Source organism: Aeromicrobium sp. P5_D10 (assembly GCF_054049535.1).
This window is the reverse complement of sequence record NZ_JBFUME010000001.1, coordinates 110,496-137,308: the sequence shown is the minus strand read 5'-3', so window position 1 is coordinate 137,308 and position 26,813 is coordinate 110,496. Positions and strand designations below refer to the sequence as shown.

Annotated in this window: 32 protein-coding genes; 13 read left to right on the top strand and 19 right to left on the bottom strand. The window is 62.9% G+C overall.

Going from position 1 to position 26,813, the window contains the following annotated elements; genetic code table 11:
• Positions 1–18 precede the first annotated feature (18 nt).
• From ACXJKC_RS00730 to ACXJKC_RS00715, 4 genes are read right to left on the bottom strand one after another with little or no spacing between them, the layout of a single operon-like run.
• Positions 19–1,554, bottom strand: coding sequence for a UDP-N-acetylglucosamine 1-carboxyvinyltransferase (locus tag ACXJKC_RS00730; protein ID WP_456694746.1), 1,536 nt, complete (start codon positions 1,552–1,554; stop codon positions 19–21).
• A 31-nt stretch (positions 1,555–1,585) separates the two neighbouring features.
• Complete coding sequence (locus ACXJKC_RS00725; RefSeq protein WP_456694745.1) at positions 1,586–2,557, bottom strand: DMT family transporter; 972 nt, start codon at positions 2,555–2,557, stop codon at positions 1,586–1,588.
• A gap of 2 nt (positions 2,558–2,559) precedes the next feature.
• Positions 2,560–3,204: an MBL fold metallo-hydrolase gene (locus ACXJKC_RS00720; RefSeq protein WP_456694744.1), complete on the bottom strand. Its 645-nt coding sequence runs from the start codon at positions 3,202–3,204 to the stop codon at positions 2,560–2,562.
• Between the two features lie 4 nt (positions 3,205–3,208).
• Entirely contained in the window at positions 3,209–4,423 is a 1,215-nt protein-coding gene (locus ACXJKC_RS00715; protein WP_456694743.1) for an oxygenase MpaB family protein, read from the bottom strand.
• Between the two features lie 44 nt (positions 4,424–4,467).
• Here ACXJKC_RS00715 and ACXJKC_RS00710 point away from each other — a divergent pair, with 44 nt between their 5' ends.
• A complete protein-coding gene (locus ACXJKC_RS00710; RefSeq protein WP_456694742.1) occupies positions 4,468–5,130 on the top strand; it encodes a TetR/AcrR family transcriptional regulator in 663 nt (220 codons plus the stop codon).
• Between the two features lie 9 nt (positions 5,131–5,139).
• Entirely contained in the window at positions 5,140–5,754 is a 615-nt protein-coding gene (locus ACXJKC_RS00705) for a rhomboid family intramembrane serine protease (RefSeq protein ID WP_456694741.1), read from the top strand.
• Here ACXJKC_RS00705 and ACXJKC_RS00700 read toward each other — a convergent pair.
• Positions 5,742–6,572, bottom strand: coding sequence for a hydrolase (locus ACXJKC_RS00700; protein ID WP_456694740.1), 831 nt, complete (start codon positions 6,570–6,572; stop codon positions 5,742–5,744). The genes ACXJKC_RS00705 and ACXJKC_RS00700 overlap by 13 nt on opposite strands.
• 56 nt (positions 6,573–6,628) lie before the next feature.
• Here ACXJKC_RS00700 and ACXJKC_RS00695 point away from each other — a divergent pair, with 56 nt between their 5' ends.
• Positions 6,629–7,228 carry a hypothetical protein gene (locus ACXJKC_RS00695; RefSeq protein WP_456694739.1) on the top strand — a complete coding sequence of 200 codons (600 nt, stop codon included), beginning with the start codon at positions 6,629–6,631 and terminating at the stop codon, positions 7,226–7,228.
• A 1-nt stretch (position 7,229) separates the two neighbouring features.
• The gene (locus ACXJKC_RS00690) at positions 7,230–7,580 is read left to right on the top strand and encodes a hypothetical protein (protein ID WP_456694738.1); all 351 of its coding nucleotides are present in this window, start codon (positions 7,230–7,232) and stop codon (positions 7,578–7,580) included.
• Here the strand turns inward: ACXJKC_RS00690 and ACXJKC_RS00685 are convergent, their stop codons facing one another.
• Positions 7,581–8,210, bottom strand: coding sequence for a LysE family transporter (locus ACXJKC_RS00685; protein WP_456694737.1), 630 nt, complete (start codon positions 8,208–8,210; stop codon positions 7,581–7,583).
• Positions 8,211–8,280: 70 nt separating this feature from the next.
• On the opposite strand from ACXJKC_RS00685, the gene ACXJKC_RS00680 reads away from it, so the two are divergent.
• Complete coding sequence (locus ACXJKC_RS00680; RefSeq protein ID WP_456694736.1) at positions 8,281–8,754, top strand: Lrp/AsnC family transcriptional regulator; 474 nt, start codon at positions 8,281–8,283, stop codon at positions 8,752–8,754.
• A 404-nt stretch (positions 8,755–9,158) separates the two neighbouring features.
• Here the strand turns inward: ACXJKC_RS00680 and ACXJKC_RS00675 are convergent, their stop codons facing one another.
• Entirely contained in the window at positions 9,159–9,668 is a 510-nt protein-coding gene (locus tag ACXJKC_RS00675; protein ID WP_456694735.1) for a winged helix-turn-helix transcriptional regulator, read from the bottom strand.
• Between the two features lie 79 nt (positions 9,669–9,747).
• Between ACXJKC_RS00675 and ACXJKC_RS00670 the strand changes: the two genes are divergently transcribed.
• Entirely contained in the window at positions 9,748–11,010 is a 1,263-nt protein-coding gene (locus ACXJKC_RS00670; RefSeq protein WP_456694734.1) for an MFS transporter, read from the top strand.
• Here the strand turns inward: ACXJKC_RS00670 and ACXJKC_RS00665 are convergent.
• Positions 10,944–11,381, bottom strand: coding sequence for an alpha/beta fold hydrolase (locus tag ACXJKC_RS00665; RefSeq protein ID WP_456694941.1), 438 nt, complete (start codon positions 11,379–11,381; stop codon positions 10,944–10,946). The two genes, ACXJKC_RS00670 and ACXJKC_RS00665, sit on opposite strands and share 67 nt — an antisense overlap.
• A 2,197-nt stretch (positions 11,382–13,578) precedes the next feature.
• On the opposite strand from ACXJKC_RS00665, the gene ACXJKC_RS00660 reads away from it, so the two are divergent.
• A complete protein-coding gene (locus ACXJKC_RS00660) occupies positions 13,579–13,773 on the top strand; it encodes a hypothetical protein (protein ID WP_456694733.1) in 195 nt (64 codons plus the stop codon).
• Positions 13,774–13,893: 120 nt separating this feature from the next.
• Here the strand turns inward: ACXJKC_RS00660 and ACXJKC_RS00655 are convergent, their stop codons facing one another.
• From ACXJKC_RS00655 to ACXJKC_RS00640, 4 genes are all read right to left on the bottom strand, one after another.
• Positions 13,894–14,703 (bottom strand): hypothetical protein, encoded by an 810-nt coding sequence (locus ACXJKC_RS00655; protein WP_456694732.1) that lies wholly within the window; start codon positions 14,701–14,703, stop codon positions 13,894–13,896.
• Complete coding sequence (locus tag ACXJKC_RS00650) at positions 14,700–15,269, bottom strand: RNA polymerase sigma factor (RefSeq protein ID WP_456694731.1); 570 nt, start codon at positions 15,267–15,269, stop codon at positions 14,700–14,702. Before ACXJKC_RS00650 ends, ACXJKC_RS00655 begins: the two co-directional genes overlap by 4 nt.
• A 104-nt stretch (positions 15,270–15,373) precedes the next feature.
• Positions 15,374–16,396, bottom strand: coding sequence for a hypothetical protein (locus ACXJKC_RS00645; RefSeq protein WP_456694730.1), 1,023 nt, complete (start codon positions 16,394–16,396; stop codon positions 15,374–15,376).
• A 142-nt stretch (positions 16,397–16,538) separates the two neighbouring features.
• Positions 16,539–17,474 carry a GNAT family N-acetyltransferase gene (locus ACXJKC_RS00640; RefSeq protein ID WP_456694729.1) on the bottom strand — a complete coding sequence of 312 codons (936 nt, stop codon included), beginning with the start codon at positions 17,472–17,474 and terminating at the stop codon, positions 16,539–16,541.
• 108 nt (positions 17,475–17,582) lie between these two features.
• Between ACXJKC_RS00640 and ACXJKC_RS00635 the strand changes: the two genes are divergently transcribed.
• Positions 17,583–18,212, top strand: a complete 630-nt coding sequence (locus tag ACXJKC_RS00635; RefSeq protein ID WP_456694728.1) for an FMN-binding negative transcriptional regulator — start codon at positions 17,583–17,585, stop codon at positions 18,210–18,212.
• A gap of 14 nt (positions 18,213–18,226) precedes the next feature.
• On the opposite strand, the gene ACXJKC_RS00630 is transcribed toward ACXJKC_RS00635, so the two are convergent.
• The gene (locus tag ACXJKC_RS00630) at positions 18,227–18,652 is read right to left on the bottom strand and encodes a cupin domain-containing protein (RefSeq protein ID WP_456694727.1); all 426 of its coding nucleotides are present in this window, start codon (positions 18,650–18,652) and stop codon (positions 18,227–18,229) included.
• 116 nt (positions 18,653–18,768) lie between these two features.
• On the bottom strand, positions 18,769–19,404 hold the full coding sequence (locus ACXJKC_RS00625) for a hypothetical protein (protein ID WP_456694726.1): 636 nt from the start codon (positions 19,402–19,404) through the stop codon (positions 18,769–18,771).
• 86 nt (positions 19,405–19,490) lie between these two features.
• Between ACXJKC_RS00625 and ACXJKC_RS00620 the strand changes: the two genes are divergently transcribed.
• Together ACXJKC_RS00620 and ACXJKC_RS00615 are read left to right on the top strand one after the other, a co-directional pair.
• Entirely contained in the window at positions 19,491–19,976 is a 486-nt protein-coding gene (locus ACXJKC_RS00620) for an SHOCT domain-containing protein (protein WP_456694725.1), read from the top strand.
• 91 nt (positions 19,977–20,067) lie between these two features.
• Positions 20,068–20,790 (top strand): VOC family protein, encoded by a 723-nt coding sequence (locus ACXJKC_RS00615; RefSeq protein WP_456694724.1) that lies wholly within the window; start codon positions 20,068–20,070, stop codon positions 20,788–20,790.
• Positions 20,791–20,807: 17 nt separating this feature from the next.
• Here ACXJKC_RS00615 and ACXJKC_RS00610 read toward each other — a convergent pair whose 3' ends face one another.
• On the bottom strand, positions 20,808–21,191 hold the full coding sequence (locus ACXJKC_RS00610) for a YunG family protein (RefSeq protein WP_456694723.1): 384 nt from the start codon (positions 21,189–21,191) through the stop codon (positions 20,808–20,810).
• 90 nt (positions 21,192–21,281) lie between these two features.
• On the opposite strand from ACXJKC_RS00610, the gene ACXJKC_RS00605 reads away from it, so the two are divergent.
• On the top strand, positions 21,282–21,650 hold the full coding sequence (locus ACXJKC_RS00605; protein WP_456694722.1) for a hypothetical protein: 369 nt from the start codon (positions 21,282–21,284) through the stop codon (positions 21,648–21,650).
• A 119-nt stretch (positions 21,651–21,769) separates the two neighbouring features.
• Here ACXJKC_RS00605 and ACXJKC_RS00600 read toward each other — a convergent pair whose 3' ends face one another.
• From ACXJKC_RS00600 to ACXJKC_RS00585, 4 genes are read right to left on the bottom strand one after another with little or no spacing between them, the layout of a single operon-like run.
• Entirely contained in the window at positions 21,770–22,603 is an 834-nt protein-coding gene (locus ACXJKC_RS00600) for a substrate-binding periplasmic protein (protein ID WP_456694721.1), read from the bottom strand.
• A gap of 49 nt (positions 22,604–22,652) precedes the next feature.
• Positions 22,653–23,312 (bottom strand): amino acid ABC transporter permease, encoded by a 660-nt coding sequence (locus ACXJKC_RS00595; protein WP_456694720.1) that lies wholly within the window; start codon positions 23,310–23,312, stop codon positions 22,653–22,655.
• A complete protein-coding gene (locus tag ACXJKC_RS00590) occupies positions 23,309–23,950 on the bottom strand; it encodes an amino acid ABC transporter permease (protein ID WP_456694719.1) in 642 nt (213 codons plus the stop codon). Before ACXJKC_RS00590 ends, ACXJKC_RS00595 begins: the two co-directional genes overlap by 4 nt.
• On the bottom strand, positions 23,947–24,639 hold the full coding sequence (locus ACXJKC_RS00585) for an amino acid ABC transporter ATP-binding protein (protein ID WP_456694718.1): 693 nt from the start codon (positions 24,637–24,639) through the stop codon (positions 23,947–23,949). The genes ACXJKC_RS00590 and ACXJKC_RS00585 overlap by 4 nt, the downstream gene beginning before the upstream one ends.
• A 292-nt stretch (positions 24,640–24,931) precedes the next feature.
• Here ACXJKC_RS00585 and ACXJKC_RS00580 point away from each other — a divergent pair, with 292 nt between their 5' ends.
• Positions 24,932–25,339 (top strand): RidA family protein, encoded by a 408-nt coding sequence (locus ACXJKC_RS00580; protein ID WP_456694717.1) that lies wholly within the window; start codon positions 24,932–24,934, stop codon positions 25,337–25,339.
• On the top strand, positions 25,336–26,802 hold the full coding sequence (locus tag ACXJKC_RS00575; RefSeq protein WP_456694716.1) for an APC family permease: 1,467 nt from the start codon (positions 25,336–25,338) through the stop codon (positions 26,800–26,802). Before ACXJKC_RS00580 ends, ACXJKC_RS00575 begins: the two co-directional genes overlap by 4 nt.
• Positions 26,803–26,813 lie beyond the last annotated feature (11 nt).

Below are 26,813 nucleotides of genomic sequence, written 5' to 3'. Positions count from 1 at the left end.
ACAGCGCACGCAGCGTGGCTAGATGTCGCGGAACGTCTCGATCTGCGCTCCCAGCGCGTTGAGCCGTTCGGCGAGATCCTCGTAGCCCCGATTGATGACGTAGACGCTGCGCAGCACCGAGGTGCCCTTGGCGGCCAACATCGCGAGCAGGATCACGACTGCCGGGCGCAACGCCGGCGGGCAGATGAGCTCGGCGCCGCTCCAATGGGTCGGCCCCTCGATCAACACGCGGTGCGGATCCAGCAGCTTGACCTGGGCGCCGAGCTTGTTGAGCTCGGTCAGGTAGATCGCCCGATTCTCATAGACCCAGTCGTGCAGCATCGTCTGGCCGTCCGCGGTCGCCGCGATGACGGCGAAGAAGGGCAGATTGTCGATGTTGAGGCCCGGAAACGGCATGGGGTGGATCTTGTCGATCGGCGCATGCAGCGTCGAGGGGTAGGTCGTGATGTCGACGAGTCGGGTCTCGCCGTTTTCCGCGCGGTACTCGGGCGTGCGGTCGTATTGGAAACCCATCTCCTCGAGCAGCGCGAGTTCGATCTCCATGAACTCGATCGGCACCCGGCGCACCGTGATACTCGACTTGGTGACGATCGCAGCCGCGATCAGGCTCATGGCCTCGATCGGGTCCTCGCTCGGCGCGTACTCGACATCGCAGTGGATGACGGGTGCCCCGGTGATGCGCAGGGTCGTCGTCCCGATGCCCTCGATCTTGACCCCGAGCTTGACCAGGAAGAAGCACAGATCCTGAACCATGTAATTGGGGCTCGCGTTGCGGATGACCGTGACACCGTCGTAGCGGGCCGAGGCGAGCAGGGCGTTCTCGGTCACGGTGTCGCCGCGCTCGGTCAGCACGATCGGGCGTTCGGGACCCACGCCTTCGGCAGTCGTCGCGTGATAACTGCCTTCTGTCGCAACGACCTTGAGGCCGAAGGGGCGAAGCGCCGTCATGTGCGGCTCGACGGTACGGGTTCCGAGATCGCAGCCGCCCGCGTAGGGCAGCTCGAAGTCGTCATAGCGATGCATCAGCGGTCCGAGGAACATGATGATGCTGCGCGTACGGCGTGCGGCGTCGGCGTCCATCGAGGCCAGGTCGAGTTCGGCCGGAACGATGAGCTCCAGGTCGTTCTCGGCATTGAGCCACGTGGCTTTGACCCCGATCGACGTCAACACCTCGAGGAGCCGGTTGACCTCTTCGATCCGGGCGACCTTGCGCAGCACCGTGGTGCCGGCATTGAGCAGGCAGGCACACAGCAAGGCCACACCGGCGTTCTTGCTGGACTTGACGTCGATCGCGCCCGACAACGTCGTGCCTCCGACGACGCGCAGGTGGCTGGGGCCGGACGTTCCGACGCTGACGAGTTCGGAATCGAGGGCACTGCCGATGCGGGCGAGCATGTCGAGGGTCAGGTTCTGCTGACCCTTCTCGATCCGGTTGATCGCGCTCTGGCTGGTCTTGAGCTCTGCGGCGAGCTCGGCCTGGGTCAATCCGCTGTGCTGTCTGGCATCACGAATGAGGGCGCCAATTCTGGCCAAATAGTCATCACGAACCGTCATGCCCACCACCATATCTCAGATATGAGATAACTCAATTTGTCGAAACCCGCGTGTCGGAGCGCCGTGAAACCAGTGCAATCGCAACGCCTACGAGCGTCAAGGCCCCGCCGAGAACGCCGATTGCGCCGACGTGAGAATCCTCACCGAAGACGTCCATCACCTCGGCGGTCACGACCTGTCCGGCGATCATGCACAACCCGAGGACGAGGACGCCGTGGATGCGCACGGTCCACGACGCGATCCAGATGAAGCCGACACCGCACAGTCCGCCGAGGTACAGCCACCAGGTCCCGGGCAGCGATTCGAGATTCCCGTCAGCGGTGAAACTGACGGCCAGGAAGATCAACAGGCCGAAGGTGCCGACCACGAAGTTGTTCCAGGTGGTGGCCCATGATCCGCCGACCGCGGCCACCCGTCCGTTGAGTGCCTGCTGGACCGCCTGGAGTGTTCCGGCCAGGAAGGCCAGAAGCGCGTAGACGGCGATCAGCGCATCCGTATCGTCGACAAGGCGTTCTCCCGCCGTCAGGAGCACCGCGACGACAGCCAGCATGGCAGCGATCACACGAGGCGCCGCAATGCTGTGGCGTCCGTGCGGTGACCAACCGAGATGGTCGACCGCGAGCGAGCTCGCCGACTGTCCGGCTGTGAACGCGACGATGAACAATGCGATACCTATCGTGCCGACCGCGATGCCCTGGGTGGCCACGAAGAAGGCGCCGCCCAGACCACCGAGCAGTTCGTAGGGGCGGATACGTCGCTGAGTCAACCCGCTGCGCAGCGCCTTGACCCCCGCCCGAACGTTGGGCCGACACAGTACGAGCACTGTGAGCAGGACGAACCCACTGCCGAAACTGATGGTCGCGGCGAGCGCCCCTGAGCGCAGTCCCTCACCCAGTCGGTCGGCGAGTTCTCCGTTGATACGTGACTGCGCCGCCACCAAGGCGCCGCCGAGCAGCATGAGAGGGATCGAGGCCGAGCGCATCCATCCGGCGTGCCCGGTCACCCTCAGACTGTCGTGGAGTCGGTCTGGCCGAGCAGGCGAGCGTCCTCGACGCCGCCGTGACCGCTCACCTGGGCCCAGTAGCTCGCATGTCCTGCCGGCGATGTCGTGCAGTCGTGGATCGGGAAGAACGTCGTGGGGGAGATCCGTTGCACGAAATCGACCGTCTCGCTGGACTTCGCCCACGGCGCCGACAAGGGCAGCGCGAGAACATCGACACCCTCGGGGGCGTACTCGTAGGCGTCACCGGGGTGGAACAGCGTGCTTGCGCCGTCCTCAGTCAGAAGTACGCCGACATTGCCGATCCGGGGGATCGAGGGGAGGATCGGTGCGTGTTGCGAGCCGACCCCGCGAACTGTGAGTCCTGGGAAGCTGGTTTCGAGACCATCGGCGTTCTCGCGCCAGCTGCCGAAGTCGACCAGGGAGGCCGTCTCCGGATCACACAGCAGCACGGCGTCGGGATTGCGTTCGATCAGCGCGGGCGCCCGCGATTGGTCGAGATGATCGGGGTGCTGATGGGTCACGATGATCGCGTCGAGTCCGTCGAGCTCGAAGACTTCACCGACGCTCAGCGTGCCCGGATCGATGAGGATTCGGGTGGTCCCGACCTCGACGAGCAGGGCGGCGTGTCCGAAACGGGTGATCTGCATGAGATCAATCTTGGCTGATACGGCCAATCTCCGGCGCATCGGCTCCGAAGTAGCGCGCAAGCAATCTGCGGCGAACCGCCGAGCCGCGACGTTCCAGATAGCCTCGACCCCACGACGTGCGACCGATCAGGTGATAGCGCAAGAAGTTGGCCGGGATGATCAATGCCACCGCCCACGGAAGCCTGCTCGGCAGACGCAGATCGGTCAGTCCGTCCTTGCCGAGGAACACCCGAAGCATGCTGAGCAGGCGCTCGCGCCCGTAGCGACGGGAGAGCCACTCGAAATGTGCGAAATGCAGCTCGTCCTGGGCGTCGATGATCGCATTGGCGAGCTGGGGGCCAGCTGCAGTGACGTCGGACTGCGCCAGCAGCACGTGATAGTTGAATCGGTGCTGCTCGCGCTCGCTGTCGAAGAGCCAGTCCTCATTGACGCCCATGAGCCAGCCGACGTACTTCCACAAGTGCATCACGGCGCGCGAGTCGGCCCGGGGGACACGTACGCCGAGCGCCCTGACGCCCAGCAGCAACGTTGCGTTGAAGAGACCCAGCGTCGCGGCCTGATCCGATTGGTTGATCGGCAACCCCCAGGTGTCGACGTCCCATCGGTCGCCGGTGGAGAACCGTTGGTTGACCATGGCGTGCATCAGCCGCACGTGGACCGTCAATTGGAAGCCCTCACCGCTGCGATGCATCGCGTCATGCTCGGAAAGAGCGATTCCCCACTTCTGGGTCTCGCCGAGACGACGCTTGGTCATCCCGCCTGCGAGTCCGCCGGTCGCGACGAGCAGATCTGTGGGACCACCGAACCGGTACCCGCCGATCAGCGACAATTGCAGCAGCACATCGGCCGAGTTCTGTCCGTACGTCCGGTAGACGCGGGCACCTTCGTTGACCAGGTCCATGTCGACCCATTCGGGCACCGCATCGACGTGTGCGAAGAACGTCCGTAACGCAGGGGGAGCGTCCTTGACGTTCTCGATGCCGTGCACCAATGCCTGCTGGAACTGACGCATCGTGACGTCTCCGCGGTCGCGTATCGCGGTGGCCAGAGCCGCACCGACCTCATCGCGCTGCATGAAACGTCGCCCGATCAATCCCATGAGCTCTTCGTCGACCTCGTCGATCCGACCTACAGATCGCAGCACCCGTCCAATACGGGCACCGCGTTCTTCTGCGGCGCGGAATCGTGAGGGGATGGGAGTCGCGGTGTCGATCGTCATGTCCGGATGCTGACACGAGCTATTACTCGCATACAATTCGCATCATGGCCCGGCCCCGCGTGCATCCGACTCGTCCTGCGACAGAACTGCGTAAACAGCCCAAACAGGAGCGCTCGCGAGCCATGGTCGAACGCATCATCACAGCAGGGCAGACGGTGCTCCTGCGAGACGGATATGACAAGGCCTCGACCAATCGGGTCGCGCAGGAGGCCCGAATCAGCCCGGGATCGCTGTATCAGTACTTTCCCGACAAGGCGTCGATCCTGACCGCAGTCGTCGACCGTTATTCCGCGGAACTTTCGGTCAGACTCACCGCGGTGCTCGCTGATCGTTTGGACGAGCCCGGCCCTGCGCTTGTCCGTTCGACACTGGAGGGCCTGCTGGATGCGCTGGAGGAGAACGTCGAATTCCTCCGTGTCGTCGTCGAGCTCCTTCCACGCGCTCAGCACAGTGGACGCGCCGCAGAACTCGAGCAACGGGTCGGCGACCTCGTCGCGGCCTATCTGTCGATCAACAAGCCCCAGACCCGCGTGTCGGAGCCGGCGACCTCGGCGTGGATAGTCGTCCGACTGGTCGAGCACCTCACGGTGCAGTACGTCCTGGAGGCGCCGCCGATACCGCGTGATCGGTTCGTCGACGAACTCACGACGTTGGTGCTCTCATACCTCGAACCCCGGGACACGAACCGAATGCGAGCACCCGTCTAGCATCAGGGCATGAGCAATCCGCCAGCCGAGCGCACAGCCCCCTCGCGTCCGATCGTGGCCGGAACCGTGGCCGGCGGGTACGTCGCCTTGTTGTACCTCATCGAGGTCGTCGACACCCTGGTGTCCGGCCGGCTCGAGCGCAACGGGGTCCAACCTCGCGAGCTCGGTGGCCTGGACGGGATCGTGTTCGCCCCCTTGCTGCACGGCGGGTGGGGGCACCTGATCGGCAACACCGTCCCGCTTTTGGTACTGGGATTCCTGATCGCACTCTCAGGGGTGCGTACCTGGTTGCAGGTCACGGCGGTCGTGTGGATCGTGGGGGGAGCGGGTGTCTGGCTGTTCGGCGCACATCACACGAACCACATCGGCGCATCCGGCATCGTGTTCGGCTGGTTGGCGTACCTGATCGTGCGTGGCGTCTTCAACCGCAGCCTGGGCCAGATCGCGCTCGGCATGGTGGTCTTCATGGTCTACGGCGGCGTGTTGTGGGGCGTATTGCCGGGTCGACCTGGAGTGTCGTGGGAAGGACATCTGTTCGGCATGCTGGCCGGGGCGCTTGCGGCGTGGCTGCTGTCTGAGCGGACGGTTCGAGAAACGACGTCGGGGCAGAATCAGGTCAGGTGATCGTTCTTGCCGCTGACCCAGTCGGCATATCGGCGCGCAGACCGATTCACGATCGACCGGGCGTCAGGACCGGCGCTCGCTCCGAAGTTGTTGAACAGCACGTCGAATTCGTACTGATCGACCTGCGCCGCGATGCGTTCGACGACGTGCGCTGACATCGGGATCCGGTTGGGATAACTGCGTAGGAATGTGACATTGCCGTCGGCCACCGGGAAGATCGCATCGCCGGCCAACATGACGCCCCGGCCGTCGGCGCCGTGCGACCACACCGCCACCGTGCTGCCCGGGAAGTGCCCGCCAACCTGATCGAGGAGGATGCCGGGCAGCACCTCGAATGGCTCAGACCACAGCCGGACGCTCGACGTGTGACGCCCGAGCCACTCCTGATCGGCCTCGGCGATCCAGATCGGGGCATCGTCGAATGCTGCGCTCCACGCCGATTGCACGCCGTACATGTGCGGGTGGCTGGCCACGATGGCAGCGATCCCGCCCAGCTCGTGCACTTTCGCCACGGATTCGTCGTCGATCAGTCCGGGCACGTCGAACAGCAGGTTCCCGGCATCAGTCTGGATCAGAGCGGCTTGCTGCTCGATTCCGACGTCGCCTGCGCACAGTCCCCAGAACTTGTCGGCGACCTCGAAGACACTGACACTTTGGCCTGCTGCTCGAAGCTGCTCGACCGTCGTCCACCTCTGGCCGGATGCCGGGACGTACTGGCGTTCGTCCTCGCAGATCGCGCACGCGTCCGGGGGAGCCTGTGATGGTTCGTACTCGACTCCACAGGTCACACACAGCCATGCTGAATCATTCGTCTGCATGCTCTCAGTCTCGCTCATCTGAGAAGCCACTCGAGGTATATCCCTAGACTTTGCGCATGACTATCGACTGGGAGCACCTGCCGAGCAGCGGACGACGCGGCCAGCGGACGGCCTACCTTCTCGCGGGGGTCATGGTGCTGGTCGCCTTGGGCTCGATCCTGTATGTCAGTGTCGGATCAGTCGGTCCGGACAAGGCCAAAGTCCGGACTGTCGAGGGATTTGCCCAGATGGTCGCCGACGCCAGGGACGAATTCGGCACGACCGAAGTCTTGGAAGCCTCCCTCTACGACACCTACGCGATGGTCACCGTTCCGGTCGAGGGGAGTGCTCGCCGCACGATCACCTATCAGTACGGGGGAGACTTCGACGACGTGTTCACCAAAGGGCAACGCGACATCGACGAGACGACGCTCATCGACCTGGCCGATGTCGACGCCGCCGCGGTGCTGGCCTTTCTGAAGTCTGCGCCGAAGGAAGTAGGCCTACCCGACGGGAAGGTGTCGAGCGTGTCGATTCGCATGGGCACCCTCCCGGACAACTCCGATATCGAGGCTGCGTCGGTCTATATTCGCGTTGACACCGAATTCGACGAGTATGGCTCCATCCAGACCGACCTGTCGGGCAAGGTGGTCGACATCGACCGCGGGGATGACTGACATGCTGAGCGCAGATTGGATCGAGCATCGACGTGGCCGCGACGGCGAACGTCTCGGCTGGATATCTCCCGAGGACGACGGTTTCGTCGCGATCGATCTTCTCGGCCGTCGCCACACCCAGGTGGTTGACTGGATGACCGCGGAAGAGACACTCGAATCGCTCGGGATCGGCTACCTCGCAGATCGCTATGAGCTCCATCTGGGCGACGACCGCTGGTTACGAGTACGCATCAGCGAGGTCGCCACAGACATGATCACGGTCAGTGAGGACCATGGAGCCGCAATTGAGGCACCGCAGGTCGACTACTCGTTGCCATTGCCGCTGACCGACTTGCTCCGACCCGTCGAGTGATCAGATCAAGCCGCTGACAGTGATGAGACAACCCAGACCGACGATGAGAAGAGAGGCGACTATCCCCACAAGCTCGACGGCGGTCGAGTTCAGGGTCTTGCCGAATACGCTGCCGGCAGATGCGATCAGGACTTGCCACGCGAGCGACGACAGACCGACCGCAAGCACGAAGACGACCGGTCCGAACCATGATTTGCTGTGGCTCGTCACGGCTGCGGCCAGCGAGACGAAGTAGACCAGCGTCAAGGGGTTGAGAGCCGTCAGTCCGACGAATCGCACGAACGCCTTCACCGGCGAGACGGGTTCGACGGTCGGGGCCTCAGCGGCACGACTTCTCATCCCCGAGGCAAGTTGCCGGACACCGATGAGAGCTATCAACAGCCCGGAAAGAGTCAGGAACAAGGTCTGGTGCGATTCCACCGCAGAGGACAGCGCAGCCCCGGTCAACATCGCGATCGCGCAGTACGTCGTGTCGACAATGGCGACACCCGCAGCTGCGGACACGCCTACTCGCACACCGTTGACCACGCCTTCTCGTAGAAGCAGCGCGGCGATGGCCCCCAGTGGCATTGCGACGCCAAGACCGGCAGCGACGCCGGCGCCGGCGGGCACGAGGATGTTCTCAAGCATGGAGACAAGTCTTGAGTCTGCACGACGGTATGACTGCGAATCCGGAAGTCATACTTGTAAAGTCAGCAGTATGGATGACATAGACCAACAATTATTCGGTCTACTCCGAGAAGATGCTCGCCGTTCGTTCAGTGAGCTGGGACGTCGCGTAGGCCTGAGCACCAACGCGGCGGCGGCCCGCGTGCGCCGCCTTGAAGATGGCGGAGTCATCGCCGGCTACACCGTGGTGACAGGCGACGAGGCGCCAGCTCCGCGAGGTGGCCTCGAGGTGTTCATCGATGTGCGCCTCGACAGTTCGACTGATTACGACAGCTTCACCGCGAACATCGAACGTGTCAGCCAGATCGTCGAGGCAGTTCATATGACCGGACCGTACGACTATCTCCTGCGCGCTTACGTGCCCGACACCGGCGCTCTCGACATGTTGCTGAGAACGCTCAAGAAGGACTGTGGTGCCGCTCAGACTCAGACCCGCGTCGCACTGCGTCCGTCTACCGCGGCCGTGACCGCCCGTAGGCGACGATCAGCGTGGCCACAAATGTGAGAGCATGTCTTGACAGGCTGTATCTGAAACGTTTGTACTAGTTATGGCGGTCGACGCAAAAGAGTGTCGGCCCGAAACAGTACGAGGGAGAGCCATATGCGTACCATCCTCCGCGGCGCAACGGTCGCCGTAGCAACGACGATCGCCTTAACGGTGCCCATGAGTGCGGCTAACGCTGCGCAACCGAACGACTTGTGTCGCACCAACGCTGACGCAACGCTTTTCACGAGCCCTAGCGGTGGGCATTTCATCCCCGCCGGGAGGCAGGTCAGGATCCTCGATTACCGCGGCCCCTACCACTACCTGGCCCGCTATGACGGAAATGTTGGTCAGCTCGAGCGCAGTAAGGTCATCCAGTCCAGTTGCTACTAGCGGCGAAGACAGGTATTAGGCGCCCGGCTCCTTCATGGGGCTGGGCGCCTTCTTGTCGGCGGCACATCCTCGCCGACCTTGTCCACGTGCGTGTCGTTGGCGCTCAGGGTCTGGCCTGAGGTAGTCGACAGAGCAAGTGTCGGCACGGGGGAGCCGTCTGTTGTGACGAGTTTTGAGTGCTCCTCGCCTTCGGTGAAGGCATGACGCTCGCCCCACTGGCGGAGAGCCACGATCGTGATGAAGAGGTCATGACCCGACTCGGTGAGGACGTACTCACGACGTTTCCCCGATGACGCGACCTGCTGGGTCAGTACGCCGCATTCGGTCAGTCGGCGAAGACGGTCGGTCAGTATGTTCCGGGCGACACCGAGACTTCGATGGAACTCGGTGAAGGAGCGTGCCCCGTCGTATGCGTCGCGGACGATCAACAGACTCCACTTGTCGCCGATCAGGTCGATCGCGCGGGCCACTGGGCACAGGGGGTCGGTCCAGTCGGTACGGCGTATCCCGGCGCTCGCGGAGGTGTGCTCGGACGGCTTCAACTGTTCTCCAATGAGTTGCGATTTGAAACTAGTATGCACTAGTCTCAAAGAGTTGTCTTTTGCTACCGATTGGATAGTTGTGAATCTGGACCCGGTTCGGTCACGTCCCTTCCCGACGTCGTTACGTTTCGTCTTAGCGGCGTTGTGTGCGGTCTCGGTGGCCAACATCTACTACGCGCAACCACTCCTCGAAACGATCGGCGCGGACCTGGACATCCCTACACGGAGTCTGGGGGCAGTTGTTGCCGTCGGGCAGATCGGCTATCTGGCAGGTCTGGTCGTGTTGGTCCCGCTGGGGGACTGGCTCAACCGCCGGGTGTTGATCGCGGCACACATCGCACTGGCCGCCGCCGGCACTCTGGTGATCGGATTGTCGACCAATGTGTCCATGCTCTTAGCGGGAGTGGTGATGGCAGGTGTCTTCTCGGTAGTGGTACAGATCGTGGTCGCCTACACCGCTTCGGTGTCCATACCGGGCGAGCGGGGTCGCAATATCGGAACCGTCACGTCTGGCGTAGTGGTCGGGATCATCTTGGCGCGCACGGTCGCCGGCGCGATTGCTGATCTGACCGGATGGAGAAGCGTCTATCTCACTTCGACGATTGTCTCGCTCGTGCTGGCATCTCTCGCATTGAGACTTCTGCCTCGGGACGCTCCGCGTCGTCGTCCCAGCACATACGCCGCCGCCGTGCTCTCGGTCTTCGTGCTCACCGCGACCGATCGCGTATTCCGTACCCGAGCGCTCATGGCATCGGCGGTATTCGCCTCCTTCGGAGTTTTGTGGAGCGGTATCTCCTTGCCGTTGAGTCAAGGTCCGTGGCAGCTTTCGGCGACACAGATAGGCATGTTCGGGTTCGCTGGGCTCGCGGGGGCTTTGGGGGCGGTCCGCGCCGGCCGATGGGCAGACCAGGGGAGTGCGGTGTCTGTGACGGCTGGTTCGCTCGTGTTGCTGATCGTCTCGTGGTGGTTGATCGGACACGTCGGCTCGTCGCTGTGGATGCTCGTCATCGGCATCGTCGTTCTGGACTTCGCGGTTCAGGCCGTCCATGTCACAAGCCAGAGTCTTATCGTCGCCCGCGAACCGGAATCTGCTGGACGAGTGATCGGCTCGTACATGGTCTACTACTCACTCGGCTCCGCGTTGGGGGCCATGTCGGCGACCTGGTGCTACGAATTTGCCGGCTGGCGCTGGACCTCTGTGCTCGGTGCAAGCTATGCCGCGATCGCCTTGATCATCTGGGCATTGGACCACTGGATTCCATTACGCCGACCGGATCAGATCATGACATTCAGCGCAGGGGAGTCGGGGTGTCGACATCGGGGCGGGCCAGGAACGCAGTGACCGCGCGGGCAAGTTCGTCCGGCGCTTCTTCGGCCATGTGATGGCCAGAATCGATGCCTCGCGCACAACGGACGGATTCCGGGTCGCCGCTCGCCATTCGTCATAGTTCTCCGAATACAATCGGCCAAAATCAGGCGGTTCACCGAATCCGGGTGATCCAGTGCCAGGCGCAGTGCGACATAGCTGCCTCGATCATGTCCCAGCAAAGCGAAGCGCTCATGGCCCAGGCTGCGCATGACCGTCAGCACGTCCTCGGCGACCGCACGTTTGCAATGTGTCGAATGATCTGCGGTCGGCGCCGGACCAGTCGAACGTCCATATCCACGACGGTGTGTCGGGCACGAACCAGAATCGGCGCGACTCGGTGCCAGGTGGCGGACGTTCGCGGATGGCCGTGCAGAAGAACAATCGGCGGTCCGTGGCCGCCGTGACGCACGAAAATCTGAGCGCCCGTAGTGTCGACGAACGTTCCAGCGAATCCTTCGAACACCACATCAGTCTGCCGGAATTCAGCCGCGGCAGCATGTGCGTCAAACCAACGGTTCTGGCAGATCCTCTCGGTCAGGCTTCTCCTCAATCCGGATGTCCGATAATGCACATTATGTCAGGTAGTAGTCTGCGCATTGCATCAGATGAATCAATCGGGGCTGGCGGCAGCATCAACGGCTGCGGCCCACCCGTGCGGTCGCGCCGCCGAATCCCGAGCCACTCCCCTGACTCGACACCACGCCAACCAGGCGTGGCAGTTTGGCGCTGCGCCCGGCAGATTAGTGTTTTGCTGCGGACAACACACCCCTCGTGGCACTCTTGCCGAATTCTTGTCGGTGAATTCTGAGGGTCATCTTTTTGGCCGTACTCCCGATACGACGAATGGAACTTCTGACACATGATTCCTCTGCTGATCAGCGCTCTCGGGATTGCTGCTTTTCTCGATCCTTTGTCACGCACAGACTGGATTGATCCATGGCGAGCTCTAGTCGGATTCTTAGTTCTTCTAGTATCTGGAGTTGGTGCGAAGCGTGCCGGACGCCGTGGTTTTATCTACTGGCTGTGCGGCGCAATCGGGGCTGGGCTGGCAGCCAGTTCGTTCATCCCACCCACGGAAGCAGGAGACGCGAACGAGTACCTAGCCGGATTGCTCGGCGTCCTGCTCGGCGGATTGTGCGTCGTGTTTGGAATCATTGCGCTAGTCGTCAATTCTAGAGGCGCTTTGCTCGACGAACAACGTAGGAAGTCTCAGGAACAACCTTGATCGCGGAGACGAGCGCGCATGCTGGTAAAGCGCAGTCAGTCGTTGGCTTCACATCTGCTGTTGGATGCCTTCCGATCGGCAAGTTGTCGTGGATTCTTGGCGTCGAGCGAACCCAAAGCGCAGGCAGTCCTGTAGGTCGGATCGAAGGCAATGTCAGCGTGCACGACTTTGTAGTCTCGACGCGCGTGCCTGAATTGGCCGCGAGAGCCGTCGATCTCGGGCATGAACACGCCCACACTTGATACGCAGGCTGTCAGGCACCGGTCGGCGTACCGCATCAGATGAATCAATTGGGATCGGCACCCACCACTCGCCTTGTTCGAGCACAGCGACCTCGAGGTGAAACGCGTCGGCAAGTCCGGTCAGAAAGGTTGGCAGGCCGCCTACCGCGACTCAGTCATGATGAGGGTTGCCCACGGTTACGGTCTCCGGTTCAACGAGCTCCGCCATCTGCAAACCGTCGACTTCGCACGCAATCCTCACGCACGAGATTTCGGTTCCTTTTGGCGCCTGCAAGGTCCGTTTTGGCAAAGCCAGGCGGGCCTCTCCCCCTAGGCCCCGCAGCATGCTCACTGTCTGGCGTTGGACACCCGGGATCCTTGAGGATCAGTTGGCCAATGGTCGCGGTGATCGAGGCGCCCTCGACTTGTTTCCCAGTGAACGTAGTGGGACAGCCGCCGGCACACGCGCCCGCAAGACCGGGACCGCCACACCAGCCAATGTCACACCGCTTGACCGGACCACGCGACGGCGACGCGCCAACATTCTCGACAAATAGATTGGGCAGGAGAACATGATGGATCCCGAACCCCTTGGCCTCTCCCCCGCTCACACCAACGTGGCCGCCCCCGTACTGCGACTGCGCGCATGCGCAAGCGTGGCGATCCCTGCGGCCGGCGCGGACGGCCCATCCCCCGGGTGGCCGCAACCTGGTCAACGCAGTCGTGACAGTTCAACACCGTGCTGCACGCTCAAGCCCATCGCTCACGCAGGACCAACGGCTCGCCTGGCTCAACGAACTCCTGACCGGGCGAAACGAATCGCTGCACTACCAGCATCGCCGGGATACTTCTCCTGCTCTACGCGCAGCCTCTGGTCAGGGTCGTGAGTCTGCGACTTGACTCAGTTGATGACAGTGTGGCCGGGATGAAGATCACCCTCGAGGATCGACCGGTTGACGTTCCCGAACCGTTCGCCAAACTGCTACGAGACCATGTGTCCACCAGGCCCAATCTCCGTAGGGGGACAGGATCCAATAGCCCCTGGCTGCTCCCCCAGCACCATCGCTGGACGGTCACCTGCACGACAACACCGTGATGGATCGTCTCCGACAACTTGGCATCAACCTGCTCGGCGCCCGCAACCGGGCAATCGGCGAACTCGTCCTCGAAGTCCCGCCCTCACTGGTTGCCGAAGCGCTCGCCTACAGCCCCCACGTCGCGTTTCTGCACACCAATAGAGCCGCAGAACCATGGGCCCGCTACGCCGGGCGTCGCGTCAAAGAGCCGTAAGCGCCAGACCTACGACCATTCCCGCCGGCATTCTGCGACCGACCCGCAACCATCGGCCGCCCTCTTAGCACTCGATCTTTTCATCCTTCGGCACTCGCACACGTCTTCTGGTGGCCAACGTCAGGCGCTGGCCTGCCGCGAAGTCCCGTCTGCCAGGGTCACGGTGTAGGTCCACGCTCCACCCACACCTGAATTGTCGCCTCGGAGTTCGCCCGCCGGCCACCAAGCGCTGAAACGACCGTGGCTGACGGTGGCTTCGACATCGGGGCCGACGGGCGGGTGCACCGTGACGGCGGTGACGTCGCTACCCACGTAGCCGTTGACCCAACTGAACCACTCGTCGGTGGAACTGAATGGCAGCCGACCCGGAACGGTGACGGAGCCTTCCATGGTCACGGTTTCGATGATGCCGTCGTTAGCGGTCGCTGGCGCCTCCGGGGGATCAGGGTTGTAGGTGCCGAAAAATCCGTTCTTGCGGTTCGTGTGGTCTTCGGGCATCAGGCATGCGCCTTCGCCTGCTGGGCCTTCGATGAGGACGTACGTCCATTTGCCTCGCATCTCGCTGATGACTGTTTGCGCACGTTGGTCGTCAATACGAAGAGCTGCCCGGCAAGTTGTGGCGGCCGCGGTGGCAGCCGAACGCGAAAGTGGCTCCGGGGTCGCGGTCCACGATGCGAAGGCGGAGCCGCCGCCGATTAATGTTGGCACTGCGACAGCCGCGGTTGCGGCGATGGCGACCGCAACGAGCGCACGGCCTCGATGCCGTTTCTTATGATCAGGCTCGATCCCGACATGTCCCTCCCTAGGCGTGGCCAGGATCCGATCGCGAGTTGCAGCGGCGCGGCGACGTTCATCTTCGGTCACTGTGGGTGGGGCCGGGTCCATTTCACGCAGGACATTTTCGAGGTGGGCGATACTGCGCTTAGTCATTCTGGGCTCCTTACGTAAGCGATGTCTCCGGGCAGTTGACCATCGGCTTTCCCCGACTCGATGAGTCGCCTCAGCGATCTCCTGGCGCGAGACAGCCGAAGCCGAAAAGCTGTCGGCGAGATGTCCAGCACGACGGCGGCCTCGGGCGCGCTCAGTCCGTCGAAGACGGCAAGAGTAAGTGCCTCTTGGTGGATAGGGTTCAGTGCGCGCCAAGCTGTTGCGATGTCGATTCTGGCAGCGATCAAATCAGCGGAATGACCGCCGTCGGTCAAGACAGGAGCGGCCTCGGCGAGACGAATTGGGAGCGCTTCTTGCCCGCGTTCGCGCCGACCCGTGTTTAGGAGGGTGTGGCGTGCCACGCCGAACAACCAGGCGCGTGCTGTCGACAAGTCGGAAGGCACGTCGTCCAAACGCCGCCACGCCACGAGCATTACCTCGCTAACGACATCCTCGGCGTGTCTCGGATGGACTCGTCGGCGCACAAAGCGCAGCAGATCAACATGAACGTCGTCATATAACGTCCGAAAGCGCTGCTCTCGATGCTGCGCCGCAACGGTGGAGTCCATATCTCCTCTTGTCGACAGTCACACAAGTGTGTCGCAATGACTAGCAGATCTTTCGCACGAGCCCGTCGCTGACGCAAGACCAGCGGATGGCGTCGATCCAGGAGCTACCAGGGGGTGAACTCGACCTTCACGTCGTCGCCGTCGACCGTGTACCTACCGATGAGATCGGTCGTGTAGTCCCTTGTGCCGGTCCCCGACGACGTTCCCCCCTCGGGGCGGTACCAGAAAACCGCCTTGACCATGAATCGGTGGCCGGTCCGAAAGGTCACGTTGTGCGGCGCCTGGATGACCCCGGTGGTCGACGGATCTTGTTGCCTCAGGAGCAGCGGACAGACGGCATCCGCCGAGGTTCCGGGTTCGACACAGGCGTTGGCTTGGACGTTCGCCGCATCCAGCAGGGTCGTCTGCAGGGCCTCAGTTGCCGCCACCGAGAGTCCGGCCGTCGCTCTCGGCGGGATGGCCACCACCTCAGTGGGCGCGACCGTGAAGTACATGCCCAGGTCCGGTCCGGTCAGGTCGTAGACTGCGGGATAGACCTGCACCGGCTCAGACCGGGAGTCCGCAGACACCCCGGGAACATCGCTCACTGGGAGCGCGAGTTCGGTCCCGGCGAAATCGACCTGCGTCACACCGGCGAGGGAAATGCGGTCCCGCACGGCCACGGCCGCCTCGACCGTCAGCGGCGCGTCTGGGCGCCATCGCGGCCGCAGCAGCCAGTAGGCACCCGCATCTCGCGTCATCTTGAACGTATGGGTGAAGGTCTTTGAGGCAAGCTCCATCACGGCCGTCACCTCCGCGGTGTGACCCTCGCGCTTGGTCGTGGTCACAGACACCACCTCGATACGCTCGGTGGCGGCACCAAGGACGTCATCGGTTAAGTAAGCCGCATCGTTACCGGATGCGCCAGGATCGACGATCTGCGCGGCAGTAGAAACATCACCGTCGGCGATCGCCGCGAGGTATGAGCTCACCGCTTCCGACGGATCACTGGAGTTGGATACCAGCGCTGCCGCGGTCAGATAACCACCGATCGCAAGCCCGACTGCACCCAACGTGATCCACACGCGTCTCTCGCGCCGTGCCGCAGGCGCCGTCGGTGAACTGCCAGTCGTCGAAGTTGTCGTCACTGGTCCGATCCCTGTCACTAAGGTGTTCATCGAGCTTTCCCGCTCAGACTACGGCGCCCCCCAGATGCCAACGGGAGGTTGCCGAGACGTCGGCTTACCAAGACCCTAGTGCCTCTCCCCCTCGGCCAGACGGCGTTACGAGTCAGCGCGGCGCTTCGAGCACAAGCCGGATTTCGGTGACCAGGTAGCCGGCTCGGTCGAACGCCGCCGCCATCGGCAGATTCGTCATGTCAGTGGTCGCGGTGATCAGATCGGCCCCCGCCTCAGCGTGAATCCGCGTCACCTCGCCAAGCAGGTCATCAACGAGTCCTCGCCCACGATGGCTCGGTAATACGCCGAGATAGCCCACGTTGCGGTGGTACGGCGTCGCTGACGGCACGATGAAGCCCACCGGTGCCCCGTTGCCGTCGAGCGCCACCTGCCACCACTCCCGCTCCCCCGGGCAGCCGGCGTAGAACTCGAAGTCGTCTCGGGCCTGGGCGACCTCGTCCATGGTTTCCAGCGCCTGGCGGGTCTCGACGTCCAGGCTTCCGCGAGCGGCCTCGCGGAACAGCTCCAAGAACTCCTCGTCCGAGCCCGGTCGGAACTCGACTCGCGTGCTGCCCGCCGGGATCCCGTTCTCCGGTGTCCAGGCGTACTGGCGGCGCTCGAGCGAACTGGTCACGCCCACGTCCGACATCGCCTCACACCGCCACGTCGCCGCACGGGTCGTTCGCTCGTCGTCACCCCACCCTTCGGGCAGCCGGACGGTGTACGGGGGCAGCACGCTCTCACCGGAGGCCGAGAAGTCGGCATGCCCGCCGCGCAGCAGGTCCACCGCGGCCAAGCGTGGGTCGTCGAGCTCTTGCACGACGTCCAAGGCGTCGAGAGCGCTCGGCACCGAGTCCCCGCGCCCCCMCCAGAGGGCGCGGCCCAGAAGGCGTCCCTCGTCCTCGAGTAGCCAGGACCATTCGGGCCGCATACGCCCGGCCTCGAAGTCCTCACGCACTTGGTCACGGGGCAAACTGACGACCCCTGGGTCATCCGGGAAGTTGACGAGGGCGTCTACGTCGTCCGGTGTGGCTCGACGGCATTTCATGCTCCAACACCTACCATCTCGGTCGTAGCAACCCAGAACCCTGCGCTCAGCGCGCGCTGGTCATGCTCTTCCACGCCAGTCCTATCCTGTCGCTGTAAAATGAGACTCATGTACACGCCGCCGTTCAATCGCGTAGACGAAGAGGACGAGTTGCGTAGGTTCGTCGCCGCCGTTCGTGTGGGCTGGCTGGTCACAAGCCGCGCCGGAGCGGCTCCCGCCGCGTCATTTCTTCCGTTTGTCTGGAAGGGTGACTCCGTTGTGGCCCACTTCGCCAAGGCGAATCCGCACTGGCGGGAAATTGAGGAAGATACGCCGGCGTTGTTCATCGTGTCGGGTCCGGATGCTTACGTCTCTCCCAGCTGGTACCCCGCCAAGGCTGAGCACGGCAAGGTCGTACCGACCTGGAACTACAGCGCGGTTCACCTGACGGGCACGGCTCGGGTGCATCACGAACCGGAGTGGCTACGCTCTGCCGTAACGGACCTGACCGATCGGCATGAGGGCGCGCGCGATGAGCCTTGGCACGTCAGCGACGCGCCGACTCCCTATATCGAAGGACAACTGCGCGGCATCGTCGGCGTAGAGGTCGCTGTGACGGGTGTGGTCGGCAAGGCGAAACTGAGTCAGAACCGGTCGGACGCTGATCGCGAGGGCGTCCTTGATGGCCTGCGCGCAGACGGCCGGCCCGGCGATCTGGGTGTGGCCGACGCGATGGGCACATCACTCGGCCGCGAGTGATGGCATCCTCTCGACTACGGCGAATTTGATTCTCGTGCGTCGAGTGCGGGCTCAGCCGGGTAGGTGTACCGCGTCCGTTCGTCCGCTGCCGAGTCGGCGGCGTACACGTAGAAGAACTCCAGTTCGTCGTGGCCTGTGTTGCGGACTCCATGCACACATTCAGACGGGATGAAAACCAGACTTCCTTGCCCAATATGTTTCTCATCCCCAGCCAAATGCACGATGCCTTTTCCGGACAATACGTGGTAAACCTCGGTGGCCTCATGGCTATGAAGCCCGAGCCAGCCTCCCGGCGGCACTTTCGTCAATCCCGCCGTTAGCGTATCCGACGGGGTCGTGCCGTCACCGATGGTCGAGGTGAACGACAGCAGACCGTCGCGAGGATCATCCCAGTCAGTCCATGAACTCTCTGAAGAGTTGCGGACAAACGGCTTCGACATCGACAATTTCCCCTGTTTCAAATAGCAAGGTCAGGACACGTTTGGCGCCCACGTAACGTGCGACCAAGGTCGTCCAGCTCCGAAGTTTGTCAGGCAGCGATCCTGCGAGGGCCGCCCTACAGCCCGTACTTGCTCCAGAGCAGCAGATCTGCTCCGTGAGCTCTCACAGAACGCCACTCTTTCGAGGTCAGGCTGCTCTTGTACTTGGTCAGAGCCTGGGTGACCTTGGCTTTGGTGAGGTGTTTGGCCAGGATCACGTCAATCTGCTTGAGACAGTCCGACTTTGACTTCCCACTACGTTTCATTGCGAGAACGGTCGCACTTGCGTCGATATAGAACGGTTTGAAACTACCGAGGAAGACAGTGCGGGCCTTTGTCTGAGGAACCTCCGAGGTTGCACCGAGGTCTGTTCGCAACCCGCTCTCGACCTTCATCAACTTCACCATTTGACTTGTGGTGAGAACGTCCAAGGCAATGAGAGTGTCGAAGATTTCTTCAAGAGATTTACCGGCGTAGATGTTCATCGCCATTCTGTCCAACATCACGGACAATTGCTGGTCAGTGAAAAACGTCGTCAGCAAAGATTTGATCTTGTCGACGGCGATTTGCTTCGGCGTGACTGACGTGGCTGACAGCGTCGAGGTAGTGCTCATCGGCGTCTGGGACGGCGACGCGGTTGCGCTCGCCGTCGAGGCGGTCGCAAGGCAGACCGACATTGTGAGGCCAGCGGCGACTAAAGAGGTTCGAGACATGACGTCATGCTACTCACCTATTCGGGGCCCGCGGTGAGTTTCAGCCTGACGGCTTGCTACCGACCTTCGAATGCAAAGATCGTCACATGGGCCTCTTCGACGCTTTCCGTGCCACTCATTCAGCCGCCCCGGATGATCTGATCGGCGAAGCGCACGTGGTGTCGGTCTCGGTCCATCACGGCGATACGGTCAACCAGACCTGCGAGATGTATCTCGTGATCAGCGCTCCAGGTGTGGCGCCGACGGCTGTCGAATTCTCCGGTCCGGTGAAGCGGAAGGTCTGGCCCGTGCCAGGCGCCATGCTGCCGATCCTCGTCAACCCACAGAACCCAGCCGACTACCGGATCCTCTGGGACCAGGTCACCCCCGCCAAGGACGCTGCACGAGCCAAGGCGGAGAAGTTCGCTGCCCTGCTGCGCGGAGAGTCGGTCGACACGAACGCGACGTTCGCCTCGATGGGAACGCCCGTGGACGACACCATCAGTCAGCTGGAGCGCCTGGCCGCACTGCGCAACAGCGGCGCGATCACCGAGGCGGAGTTCGCCGCCCAGAAGGCCAAGGTTCTGGGCTAGCGAGCACGAGCACCTCCGCTCGTTCACGCTTGCACGCCCTGCAGGGTGTGGTGAATCATCAGATCTTGACGAGTTTCGAGGGGGAACAACCATGTCATCGCACCTGACCGCGCTCGTGTTCGATGCACACGACCCACATCGACTCGCCACCTTCTGGGCCGGCGTACTGCGTCGAGCGATCGTCCAGGAGGACGAGGGCGGCTACGCCCTCCTGCCGACCGACGCGACCGAGTTCCGCATCGAATTCTTCCCGACTCAGGAGCCCAAGACCGGCTCCAATCAGATGCACTTCGACCTGACGAGCACCTCCGTTGACGACCAGCAGGCGACAGTTGCGAGAGCTCTCGAGCTCGGCGGTCGGCACCTGGACATCGGACAGGGACCGGACGCGAAGCATGTGGTTCTCGCTGACCCCGAGGACAACGAGTTCTGCGTCATCGAGCCCGGGAACAACTTCCTTGCGGGCACCGGTGCGATCGGCGCTCTCTCCGGTGATGGTTCACAGGCGGTCGGCTACTTCTGGAGCAAGGCGCTGGACTGGCCGCTGGTATGGGACCAGGACGAGGAGACCGCGATCCAGTCGCCCATCGGCGGCTCGAAGGTGACCTGGGGCGGACCGCCGGTCAACCCCAAGACCGGCAAGAACAGGTTGCACGTCGACCTCGCTCCCCCAGCGGACACTGATCTGCAGACTGAGGTCGACCGGCTCCTCTCGCTCGGAGCGACCTACGCCGACATCGGTCAGGGCGACGTCGACTGGGTCGTCATGGCCGATCCCGACGGCAACGAGTTCTGCGTCCTGACGCCGCGCTGACAGTCAGCCCCGCATCATCAGCCGTTTGTCGTAGCTGTGAGCCGTGCGGAGACCCGCGACGACAACAACTCGTAGTGGGCATCGAGTCGCGTCGGACCTGTGGGGCGCTCGACTTCTGCCCCGCCCACGACCGACTCGTGCGCATCGAACTGTCCGCGAGTGAGGTCGATGTCCTTGCCGTCAGGCAGACGATTCCACCAGTGGTAGTCGACGCGTTGGCCGTCGACCCGCACCTCACCCATGACGAGCAATCCGCCGAAATAGTCGTGCAGGACCACCGCCGTCGTGGCGCACTGGCCACGGGCCGGGTTCTCAGGGCTCCAAGAAGGGATGTCCTCAGGAGAACATGTGTCTGGTCCCCACGACTCGCGCAGGGCGGCGGCAACTCTTTCCAACTCCATGCGCGCAACACTAGGTGTCGCCTATGACACGTGGGACGTGATCGCTACACATACGCGCGCATCAAGGACCGGCCTTGGTAGCGTTCAACGATGAGCAAGCCGACAGACGAAAAACTCGCCGTATTGCTTGGCGAGGACAAGAACGTCCTGGCCGCGCGCCTGTTCGTGGCGTCGTTCACGCCAGACGCCAAGAGCCCGCTGGAGTTTCGCAAGGTGCGTGCTCAGCTGGCCTCGATGGCAGGCCTCGGACGTTTGAAGATCTTCTCCGGATACGGCCCTGACTACGTCATGGGGTTTGAGCTGGTGCTTCGCTGGGAGCGTGCGATGCTCGCTGCTCGCACGTTTACCGGGGATAGTGCGACGATGTACGTTTTGCTCCTTGACGACGGCGATCTGATTCGTCAGTCCGCCGATCCGTACACCGCTGCCCTCGCGGCCATTCGAGCCGGGACGCCGTGAAGATTGTCGAGAAGTCGCAGCGCAGTGCGCGCACTCAGTGATGAGTTGACAGCGTCCACCTCGGCATCGGTGGTGGGGACGCTCCCCCGCCACCGATGCCGACAGTAAGTAAGGCCGAGCTACTTCTTGAGGGCGATCGTCGAATCGATGCCGTTGTCCTCGAGTATCTGGGCGAGCTCGCCGCTTTTGGTGATAGCCGCGATGTCCTCGTTGAATGCGGCTGTCAGCGAAGTCGACCCCTTCGGTGAGAGGATCACGATGTCGAAGGTCTCGTGTGAAGCCGGGATCGTGTCGTTGGGTTCGAAGACCGCTGCCTTGAGGTCACCTTTGGCGCGGAATGCGGCCTCGGCCGAGGTGTAGATGCCGGCATCTGCGCGACCGGACGTCAGATCGTTGTTCAGGCTGACGGAGTCCTGATAGATCTTCACGTTGTCCTTGCCCAACGCGTCGACCAGCTGCTCATTCCACAGGTAGCCCTGGATGACGCCGACCTTCTTGCCCTTCAGGTCTTCAAGGCTCTTGAGCCCATCGGCTGACAGAACCGACATGCCTTCGTGATACATCGTGTCGGACAATGAAAGGATCTTCGCGCGGTCATCTGTGTGTGCGATGCCACCGATAGCCGCATCGGCACGACCGGACTGCACCTGGGTCACGAATGCGGCACCATCGACGGGCGACGCGGCGATCTTCAGGCATTCCTCCTTCGCCAGACGCTTGATGATCGTGCCGTCGATCCCTCCAAGGCTGTCGCGCTCGAGCGAGGTGTACGGGGCGGAGACGTAGACAGCGACCGTGAGGGTGCCCGGGACCTTGGTCTTCACATCCTTGTGCGCGGGTGTGCAGTCTTTCGCCACTTCGGAGTTCTCCGCGCTCGTGCTGCCACCGCATGCGGCGAGGCCGAATGCCGATATCGCTGCGATTGCGGCCAGAGAAATTCGAGCACTGTTCACTATGACTCCTAGGGGTGATTCAGGTGGGTTGGATGTATGAGCTGTGGGCTCACGAGGGGGGTGCGGTCGCGAAGCGCGCATTGAACAAAATGACGCCTGCGAGGGATATCGCCGCGTACATCACGCCGGCCAAAGCCAAGGCCGAACCGAACTGATAGCTCAACGTCGCGACGTTGTACGCCCGACTAAGCAGTTCGGGAACAGAGATCGCGTAGGCCAAGGAGGTGCCTTGGAAGAGCAGGATCGCCCAACCCACCAGCGGCGGCGCGACCCGGCGAAGTGCCTGCGGCAGCGTGATCAGCCGGAACTCACTCCACGGACTCAGTGAGAGCGCTTTGGCAGCTTCGGACTGTCCTCGTTCGACCGAGTTGATTCCCGCTCGGAAGATCTCGCTGGTGTAGGCCCCTGTCGTGAAGCCCAAGCCCAGCGCCGCTGCAGTGAAGGCCTCGAGGGTCACGCCGACCTGCGGAAGACCGAAGTACATGAGGTACAACATGATCAGCCCCGGCGTGCCACGTCCCACCTCGATCAGCGCGACGGTCGCCCAGCGCACAGAGCGTCTCCGCGACGATGTGAGAGTGGCCAGAAGCAGACCGATCGGGAGACCGACCAGGAGCGAGGCGAGAGTGAGCTTGACGCTGACCCACAGCCCGGGCACATAGTCGCCGAAGTTGTCGAGCCATGGCCCGAAGAACTCGTTGGGGTTCACGACGCCAACCTCGATTCCAGGAACGATCCGCTGATGCGCGCGAGCGCCGCAACCGGAAGACTCAAAAGCAGGTAGAGCCCGGCCGCGATGATGAATGTCGTCAGGCCGTCGTTGCTCACTCGCGCGTGCTGAAATGCCTGGAATGTCACGTCATTGGCTCCGATGACTGATGCGACGGCGCTGTCCTTGAGAAGCCCGATCGCGTAGGTCGCAGCCGGCGGTATGGCCAGGAGGAGTCCCTGCGGAGCCACGACCTTCGAGTACATCTTGACCGGGCTCAAACCGAGCGCGCGGGCCACTTCCCATTGCCCGGCCGGCACCGATTGGAGTGCCGCACGGTAGATCTCAGCCATGTACGCGGACGCGATGAGGCCCAGCCCGACGATCGCCGCTGTCTTGGTTCCGAACTGGTGCCCGCCGACCGTGACTCCGTAGTAGAGCAGGAACAACCACACGATCGGTGGGACCGATCGAAGCAACTCGATGAACGATCCGCCGGCGAAGCTCAATGCCTTGAACCTGGAGGTCCGAGCCAGCACGAGGGGCACACCGACGACCGCGCCCACCGCGAAAGATCCTGCCGTGATGATGACCGTCGTGGCGATGCCGCTGCACAGGATCTGCACGATCTGGATCATCGGTCGCGCACCGCCCGAAGAAACTGTTTGGTGCGGTCCACTTCGGGGTTGCGGAGCACATCGCACGCACGGCCCTGTTCGACGATCCGTCCATCAGCCATGAAGATGACCCGGTCGGCGACATCCTCAGCGAAGTGCATCTCGTGGGTGACGACGACCATCGTCATGCCCTCCGAGGCCAGCTTCCGCATGGCAGTCAACACCTCCAGACCACGTTCTGGGTCCAGGGCCGACGTGGGTTCGTCGAAGAGCATCACTTTGGGGTCTATCGCCAGCGCACGCGCGATCGCGATCCGCTGCTGCTCTCCCCCGCTGCAGCGCCCCGGGCGTCGATCCGCGAGTTGCTCGACGCCGATATGCGACAGCTCCAGGAGTGCACGCCGGCGGGACTCGGTCTTGTCCCGACCCAGTGCGTGCATCTGAGCGAGCATGACGTTCTCGACTACCGTCAGGTGGGGGAACAGATTGAAGTTCTGGAAGACCATGCCGACATCGCGTCTGAGCGCTGCAGCGGCCTTGGACGTGAGGTTCTCCCCTGCGCTGACTTCGTGGTCCGTGACGCGAATCGTTCCGGCCGACGGCTGCTCGAGCAGGTTGATGACTCTGAGCAGGCTGCTCTTGCCCGCCCCCGAGGGCCCGATGAGGGCGACAACCTCACCTGGAGCGACGTCGAGGGAGACGTCGTTCACGACGCAGTTGCTCCCGTAGGAAACACAGATGTCTCGCAAGCTCAGGACGGGCGGGTTTGCCGTGGACACAGTTGGCTGCTCCTAGGGTGGGCATGTCGGATACTCAGACTGGCGTAGTGGGCTGCGACCGCACCACCGAAAATCTTCCGGGAACTTGCCGACGGGTACGACATGTGTCGGCCGACGGCATCACCACAGCCCCTGGAAGTGCACGAAAATCTTCGTGCCGGGGTCCGCGCACTGACGAACAGGTTCCGTTGTGACTGTCTCGCCACTCCCACAGGGTGAGGGCATGACACTTGAACTGCTTCGTATCGGCAACGCACTTGACCTCCCCGGCCTCGCTGCCGGCTGTGTTGTCGGCGGCCAGGTCCGCACTGCCGGCATCCTGCCGCTCGACCCGACGACAGGTGAAGTCGTCGAGGGCGGGATCGAGGCGCAGGCCCGCCAGGCGCTCGCCAACCTGGTCATGATTCTGGATGCCGCCGGCGCCCAGTTGACCGACGTGAGCATGGTCGAGATCTACCTCGCCGATATCCGGGTCGATCTGGGGCCGTTCAACCGCGTCTACGCCGAGTACTTCGACGTCCATCACCCTCCCCGGATCGCCGTAGGCGTCGAACTGGCGTGGCCGTCACTGGCTGTCGAACTGCGGGCCGTGGCCGAACTGGTTTCATCCGATCGAGAGGCAGAGCAATGACCCACGAATCCGCACCGACGATCCTCCCTCCTGACGATCTCCCCGACCAGCCGCAGAAACTTGCCGGTTCCATGGGGGCCACCGAGCTCGCGATCACGGTTCTCGCGTTCGCGGCGCCGGTGGCGGTCGTCGCAGGCCTGATCCCGTTCGTCATCGTCTTCAACGGGATCGGCACTCCTGCGACGTACGCCGTCACGACGCTGTTGCTCCTGACCTTCGCCGTCGGATACACCGCGATGTCACGCCGACTCAGTAATCCCGGCGCTTTCTACGCCTACATCACAGCCGGGCTGGGACGCACTGTCGGACTCGGCTCGGCCTTCATGGCGACTTTCGCCTACTTCGTGCTGGGTATCAACGGATATACCTTCTTCGGGATCGCTTGTGAGCAGCTGCTCGTGAGCTTCGACCTGCCGGCAGGAAGCTGGTATTGGTACTCCTTGGCCTGTTGGTTGGCTTGCGCCGTCCTTGGCTACGTGAACATCAGCGTCTCGGCGAAGGTGCTCTCAGTTGCCATGGTCCTGGAAGTCGCGGTCGTGATCGTCTACGACATCGCCGTCGCGTTCAGCAGCGGGCCCGAACCGCGCACCTTGAGCTCCTTCGAGTGGTCATCGCTGACCTCCGGGTCTCTTGGTATCGCGATGCTCTTCGCCGCGACGAGCTTCCTCGGATTCGAGGCCACCGCCGTCTTCCGCGAGGAGGTCAGGGATCCGGACAAGAACGTGCCTCGCGCCACCTACATGGCAGTCGTCCTGATCGGATTGTTGTACGTCGCGACTTCGTTGATGATCGTCTTCGCGTACGGTGCCGGATCCGTGACCCAGGTCGCGACCGACAATCCGACTGGGATGTTCGGCGACTCGATGATCGAGTACGTCGGCCACACCGCGGCCGATATCGTCGCGGTCCTGCTCGTCACGTCAATCTTCGCCTCGATGATCTCGCAGCAGAATATTCTGTCGCGTTATATCTTCGCGCTCAGCGGTGACGGAGCGATCAGCAGCAAGCTCAATCGGGTGCATCCGATTCACAAGTCGCCGAGCCGCGCATCGCTCGCAGCGACCGGCGCAGTCTTTTTGGGTGTCGCGCCCTTCGTGATCGCCGGCGTCGATCCCGTGACGCTGTTCTCGAGGGCGACCGGGATCGGCGGTTATCTGGTGCTCACACTGATGTTCATGACGAGCGTCGCGATTCTCGCGTACTTCCGTGGAGTGTCGCGAACATCTGCTGCCGAGATCTGGCGGCTGACAGTTGCTCCTTTGGTGGCAGCCGTCGGTCTGGGCGTCATCGTCTACCTCGCGACCCGGCACTTCAGCGTGTTGGTCAGCGGCTCGAACACCGTGGCGGTGCTCCTCATGGTTCTCGTGTGGGCGGTGTTCCTCGCGGGGGTCGTCACAGCACGGTTCTTCAAGAGGAACAAGCCAGAGGTCTATCGTCGGATCGGCATGCAGCGTGTCTCGTGATCGTCGGACCG